This is a genomic window from Burkholderia sp. AU33423 (assembly GCF_002223135.1).
In the GTDB taxonomy this organism is placed as follows: Bacteria; Pseudomonadota; Gammaproteobacteria; order Burkholderiales; family Burkholderiaceae; genus Burkholderia; species Burkholderia lata_D.
In genome coordinates, this window is the sequence record NZ_NKFH01000008.1 from 400,883 (window position 1) to 407,545 (window position 6,663).

Below are 6,663 nucleotides of genomic sequence, written 5' to 3' on the forward strand. Positions count from 1 at the left end.
CGGCATGCGCCTCGGAGTCTGCTACTACCCGGAACACTGGCCGGAATCGATGTGGGCGGACGACGCCCGCCGGATGAAAGCGCTCGGCATCGAGCAGGTGCGGATAGCCGAATTCGCGTGGAGCCGCATGGAGCCGTCGCCCGGCGAATACGACTGGGGCTGGCTCGACCGCGCGGTCGACGTGCTCGGCGCGGCCGGCCTCGAAATCGTGATGTGCACGCCCACCGCCACGCCGCCGAAATGGCTGGTCGACCGCCATCCCGACATCCTCGCGATCGGCGCGGACGGCCAGCCGCGCAAGTTCGGCTCGCGCCGCCACTACGATTTCTCGTCGCCGACCTATCTCGAAGCATCGCGCCAGATCTGCACCGCGGTCGCCGAACGCTACGGCCGCCATCCGGCCGTACGCTACTGGCAGACCGACAACGAGTTGGGCTGCCATCAAACGGTCGTCAGCTACTCGCCCGCCGCGCTCGTGCGCTTCCGCGAATGGCTGAAAGCGCGCTACGGCACGATCGACGCGCTGAACCGCGCATGGGGCACCGTGTTCTGGAGCATGGAGTATCGCCATTTCGACGAGATCGACGCGCCCGTCGGCACCGTGACGGAGGCCCACCCGTCGCATCGCCTCGACTACCGGCGCTTCGCGTCGGACGAGGTCGCGCGCTATCACCGGATGCAGGTCGACGTGATCCGCGCGCATTCGCCGGGCCGCCCGGTTGCCCACAACTTCATGCAGCTGTTCACCGAGTTCGACCACTACGAAGTGGCGCGCGACCTCGACATCGCGACCTGGGACAGCTATCCGCTCGGCGCGCTCGAGGAGCAATGGTTCGCACCCGACGTGAAAGCGCGCTGGCTGCGCACCGGCCATCCCGACTTCGCGTCGTTCAATCACGACCTCTATCGCGGCATGTCGAAGCTGCCGTTCTGGGTGATGGAGCAGCAGCCCGGGCCTGTGAACTGGGCGCACTGGAACCCCGCGCCGCTGCCGGGCATGGTGCGGCTGTGGAGCTGGGAAGCGTTCGCGCACGGCGCCGGCTGCGTGTCCTACTTCCGCTGGCGGCAAGCGCCGTTCGCGCAGGAACAGATGCATGCGGGCCTGAACACACCCGACAACCGGCTCGACGAAGGCGGCCGCGAAGCGCAGCGCGTCGCACAGGAGATCGCCCCCGTGCTCGACGCCGATGCCGACGCGAACGGCGCGGTACGCGCCCCCGTTGCGCTGGTGTTCGACTACGAGGCGAAGTGGCTGTTCGAAGTGCAGCCGCAGGGCGCCGATTTCCATTACCCGCGCTTCGCGTTCGAGTACTACTCGGCGCTACGCTCGCTCGGCCTCGACGTCGACATCGTTTCCGCGCATGCGCCGCTCGACGGCTACCGGCTCGTCGTCGTGCCGCCACTGCCGATCGTGCCGGACGATTTCACGTCGCGGCTCGCCGCATCGGGCGCGCACGCGGTGTTCGGGCCGCGCACCGGCTCGAAGACCGCCGACCTGCAGATTCCGCCGGCGCTGCCGCCCGGCCCGCTCGCGTCGATCCTGCCGATACGCGTGTGGCGCGTCGAATCGCTGCGGCCGAACGCGACCGAGCGGATCGACGGCACGCTGTGCGACGGCGCGGCGTTCACCGGCGATGCGCGTCACTGGCGCGACCTCGTCGAGCTGAACGGCGACGACGCACGCAACGTCGTGCGTGCGCGCTTCGCCGACGGCCACCCGGCCTGCGTGTCGCACGGCACGCTGCACTACTGGGCCGCGCTGTTCGACGACGCGACCACCGCCCGACTGTTCGCCGATGTCGCGGCCGAGGCCGGCCTCGCGCCCGCCCCGCTCGGCGACGGCGTGCGCGTGAGCCGGCGCGGCGGCCTGACCTACGTTTTCAACTATGGCGACGCGCCGCACACGATCGACACGGTGCCGCCGTCCGCGTTCGTGCTCGGCACGGCGCAAGTCGGGCCGCAGGACGTGGCCGTGTATCGAAGCCGTTCGTAGCAACCGTCACCGGCGCCACGACGCGCCGGTCACGCACAACGACACCCAGGACTGGAGACACGTATGACCCATCGCCCCCTTCGCACCGCCGCCCGGCTCGCCACGGCCGCCGCTGTCGCACTGGCATCGCTCGGCATGACGGTGCCCGCCGATGCCGGCACGCTGACGATCAACATCGCGTTCAAGGGCGCCAGCCAGCGCGCGGTCTGGCAGTCGACGATCGAAGCGTTCCACAAGGCCCATCCCGACATCGACGTGAAGCCGACCTTCGTCGACGAGGAAGCGTACAAGGTGCAGCTCCCCGCATGGCTCACGACCGTCGCACCGGACGTCGTGAACTGGCACGCCGGCGAACGGATGGCGTACTACGCGAAGCGCGGGCTGTTCGAGGACCTGAGCGGCGACTGGACGAAGAACGGCTGGGGCACGATGTACGCGTCGACGCGCGATGCATCGTCGTACAACGGCAAGCAGTACGCGGCGCCGACCGTCTACTACTCGTGGGGGCTGTTCTACCGCAAGGACCTGTTCCACAAGGTCGGCATCGCCGACGAGCCGAAGACGTGGGACCAGTTTCTCGACGTGTGCAAGAAGCTGAAAGCGGCCGGCATCACGCCGATCGCGATCGGCGGCCGCGATGCGTGGACCCTCGCCGGCTGGTTCGACTATCTCGACCTGCGCCTGAACGGCAACGTGTTCCACCAGCAGCTGATGGCCGGCGACGTGCCGTACACCGACCCGCGCGTGAAGAAGGTCTACACGACGTGGAAGTCGCTGATCGACGCGGGCTACTTCATCGACAACGCGCTGTCCTACGATCTCGACGGCGCGCAGCCGTTCCTGTTCCAGGGCAAGGCCGCGATGATGCTGATGGGCACCTTCATCGCGGCGGGCTTTCCGCCGAACGTGAAGCAGGAAATGGGCTACTACCGCTTCCCGATCATCGACCCGAAGGTACCCACCGCCGAGGACGGCCCGGTCGAATCGCTGCACATCCCGACGAAGGCGAAGAACAAGGCCGACGCGCACACGTTCCTCGCGTTCGTCGAAACGCCCGAGATGGGCGCAAAGCTCGCGGAAGGGCTCGGCTCGCTGTCGGCCAACAGCAAGTCGCCGGAACCGGCCGATCCGATCTCGCGCATCGGCTTCCGGATCCTTGCCGACACGAAGGGCGGCGTCGCGCAGTTCTACGACCGAGACATGACGAAGGAAATGGCCGACGAGGGGATGAAGGGCATGCAGCAGTTCCTCGCGAATCCCGCGCAGCTCGATACGGTGCTCGCGCAACTCGAACAGACCCGCAAGCGGATCTACAAGAAGTGACCGCGTGACCCAACCGGCGGCCCCGTGCCGCCGTGCCCGTTCAGGAGGCTTGCCGTGTCCAGTCCGATCACGTCCACCCCGCCCGCCGGCGCGGGCGCCGCGCCGCCGCCGCGCGGCGCATCCGCCGCCACCGCGATTCCCGCGCGTCGCCCGTCGCCTGCCGTGCGGCGGCAACAGCGCGCCGCATGGCTCTTTCTCGCGCCGGCCTGCGCGATGGTTGCCGTCTATGTGATCTGGCCGATCCTGTCGACGCTGTGGCTGAGCCTGTACAACTGGGACGGGATGACCGAGCGCACCTTCGTCGGGCTCGCGAACTACGTCGAACTGCTGCATGCGCCGACGTTCTACACCGCGCTGCGCAACAACGTGATCTGGCTCGCGCTCTTCATGCTCGCGCCGCCGCTCGGCCTTGCGCTCGCGTTGTACCTGAACCAGGCGGTGGCCGGCATCCGGCTCGTGAAGTCGCTGTTCTTCGCGCCGTTCGTGCTGTCCGGCGTGGTCGTCGGGCTGATCTTCTCGTGGTTCTACGATCCGACGTTCGGGTTGCTCGCGCTGATCGCCGGACACGGCATCCCAGTGCTCGGCGATGCGCGCTACGCGACGTTCGGCATCGTGTTCGCCGCGCTGTGGCCGCAGACCGCGTACTGCATGATCCTGTACCTCACCGGCCTCACGTCGCTCAATCCGGAACAGATCGAAGCCGCACGGATGGAAGGCGCGCGCGGCTTCGCGCTGCTGTGGCACGTGGTGCTGCCGCAACTGCGGCCGACCACCTTCATGGCGATCGTCGTCACGGTGATCGGCGCGCTGCGCAGCTTCGACCTGATCTCGGTGATGACGAACGGCGGCCCGTTCGAGAGCTCGACCGTGCTCGCGTATTACATGTACGACCAGGCGATCAAGTACTACCGGCTCGGCTATTCCGCGTCGATTGCGGTCGTGCTGTTCGCGATCATGCTCGTCTACATCGTGTTCCAGTTGCGCCGCCTGCTGCGCAACGAGCAATAACCTGACCGGTGGCCATCATGTTTCCGACTCCCGTTGCTCAATGGAAGCCTGTCTCGCGCAGGCTGTACAAGCTGTCGTTGCCGGTTGCGCTGCTGATCTGGCTGCTGCCGATGATCGCGGTGTTCGTCACGTCGGTGCGCTCGACCGAGGAACTGGTCGAAGGCCACTACTGGGGCTGGCCACGGCACTTCTCGATGATCGAGAACTATCGCGACGCGCTGACGACGTCGCCGATGCTGCATTACTTCTGGAACAGCGTGCAGATCACGGTGCCTTCCGTCATCGGGTCGATTGCGCTCGCGGCGATGGCGGGCTTTGCGCTGGCGACGTACAAGTTTCGCGGGAGTACGGCGCTGTTCGGGACGTTCGTTGCCGGTAACTTCGTGCCCGTGCAGGTGTTGATGATTCCGGTGCGGGATCTGTCGCTGCGGCTCGGTGTGTTCAATACGGTCGAAGCGCTGATTCTTTTTCATGTCGCGTTTCAGACCGGGTTCTGTACGCTGTTTCTGCGCAACTTCATCAAGCAGTTGCCGTTCGAGTTGATCGAAGCGGCAAGGATCGAAGGTGCAGGGGAATGGACGGTGTTTTACCGGATCGTGCTGCCGTTGATTCGGCCCGCGTTGGCCGCGCTCGCGATTCTCGTTTTTACGTTCGTGTGGAATGACTACTTCTGGGCGCTGTGTCTCACGCAAGGCGATGAAGCCGCGCCGATTACCGCTGGCGTTGCCGCGTTGAAGGGGCAGTGGACGACGTCGTGGAATCTTGTATCAGCCGGGTCGATTCTGGCGGCGTTGCCGTCTGTCGCGATGTTCTTCGCGATGCAGAAGCATTTTGTGGCGGGGCTGACGTTTGGTGCGACCAAAGGCTGAACGCGCAGCTTCGCGTATTCGTATCTCCCCCTCCGCATCGTGAGGTTGCCCGCTTCGGCGGGCTTTTTTTTGATTGTCGGGGATTGGCCGGAGGGAGATACAGGTCGCCTGTGCTCGGCCAGTTTCGGGCCTGTCAGGAATTTTGTGTTTAAGGCATAACATGCTCCCAAGGAGAATTTATGCCTCGCAAACCGAAAGCCCAGCCGGCGGCTCTGCCGGCGATTCCGGCCGAGTTGCTTGAGCAGTTCGGCAACGGTCCGATGACGGCTGAAGCCATCAATGCCGCGACGCTGGCGCTCAAGAAGGCGCTGATCGAACGGGCACTGGGCGGCGAGATGAACCATCATCTCGGCTACCCTCCCGGTGCTGCCAAGCCGGCCAACGCCACGAATCAGCGCAACGGCAAAGGGGCCAAGACGGTTCTGACCGAAGACGGTCCGATCCGTATCGAGGTGCCGCGTGACCGCGACGGCAGCTTCGAACCCATCCTGATTCCCAAGCATGAACGGCGCTTCACGGGCTTCGACGACAAGATCGTCGCCATGTATGCCCGAGGCATGACCGTACGCGAGATCCAAGGCTTCCTGCTGGAACAGTAAGGCACTGAGGTCTCGCCCGACTTCATCAGCTCGGTCACCGACGAGGTCATGGCCGAAGTAACCGCCTGGCAGGCCCGGCCGCTCGAGCCAATGTATCCGGTCGTGTTTTTCGACGCACTGCGGGTCAAGATTCGCGAAGACGCCGTCGTGCGCAACAAGGCGGTGTACCTGGCGCTGGGTGTGCTGCCCGACGGCACGCGAGAGATCCTGGGCCTGTGGATCGAGAATACCGAGGGCGCCAAGTTCTGGATGAAGGTGTTCAATGACTTGAAGACGCGCGGCGTTCACGACATCCTGATCGCCGTCACTGACGGACTGAAGGGCATGCCCGAAGCGCTGGCAGCAGTGTTTCCGGCCACGACGCTGCAAACCTGCATCGTCCATTTGATCCGCAACAGCCTCGATTACGCCAGTTGGAAGGACCGCCGAGGACTGGCCGCCGCGATCAAACCGATCTACGCCGCCCCCAGTGCGGAAGCCGCTCAGGCCGAACTCGATGCGTTTGCGGATGGTCCGTGGGGCCAGAAATTCCCGACCGTCAGTAGCGCGTGGCGCAACGCCTGGGATCGCGTGATCCCGTTCTTTGCGTTTCCGCCGGGTGTGCGCAAGATCATCTACACGACGAACGCGATTGAAAATATCAACTCGCAGTTGCGCAAGATCATCAAGACCCGTGGTCACTTCCCGACCGACGAGGCCGCCACCAAGCTCATCTGGCTGGCCTTGCGCAACATCACCGCGAATTGGGGAAGTGCCGCGCATGACTGGAAGACGGCCATGAACCAATTCGCTATCCTTTATGCAGATCGGTTCGTCCGACCTTCCGTGTAATTGTTCCACCCGCCTTGAACACGGAAATCCTGACACTCCC

General features: G+C 65.1%; 4 protein-coding genes and 1 pseudogene. All 5 read left to right on the forward strand.

All coding sequences use genetic code 11. From position 1 onward, the window contains the following. Positions 1–4: 4 nt before the first annotated feature. The 5 genes and pseudogenes from CFB50_RS33205 (at position 5) to CFB50_RS33225 (ending at position 6,623) form a co-directional block, all read left to right on the forward strand. Complete coding sequence (locus CFB50_RS33205) at positions 5–1,993, forward strand: beta-galactosidase (protein ID WP_089448699.1); 1,989 nt, start codon at positions 5–7, stop codon at positions 1,991–1,993. Positions 1,994–2,056: 63 nt separating this feature from the next. Continuing rightward, complete coding sequence (locus CFB50_RS33210) at positions 2,057–3,316, forward strand: ABC transporter substrate-binding protein (RefSeq protein WP_089448700.1); 1,260 nt, start codon at positions 2,057–2,059, stop codon at positions 3,314–3,316. Positions 3,317–3,370: 54 nt separating this feature from the next. After that, positions 3,371–4,324, forward strand: a complete 954-nt coding sequence (locus CFB50_RS33215) for a carbohydrate ABC transporter permease (RefSeq protein WP_089448701.1) — start codon at positions 3,371–3,373, stop codon at positions 4,322–4,324. Positions 4,325–4,341: 17 nt separating this feature from the next. Continuing rightward, positions 4,342–5,193 (forward strand): carbohydrate ABC transporter permease, encoded by an 852-nt coding sequence (locus CFB50_RS33220; RefSeq protein WP_089448702.1) that lies wholly within the window; start codon positions 4,342–4,344, stop codon positions 5,191–5,193. A gap of 179 nt (positions 5,194–5,372) precedes the next feature. Next, positions 5,373–6,623 (forward strand): annotated as a pseudogene (locus CFB50_RS33225) (IS256 family transposase). Positions 6,624–6,663: the final 40 nt, after the last annotated feature.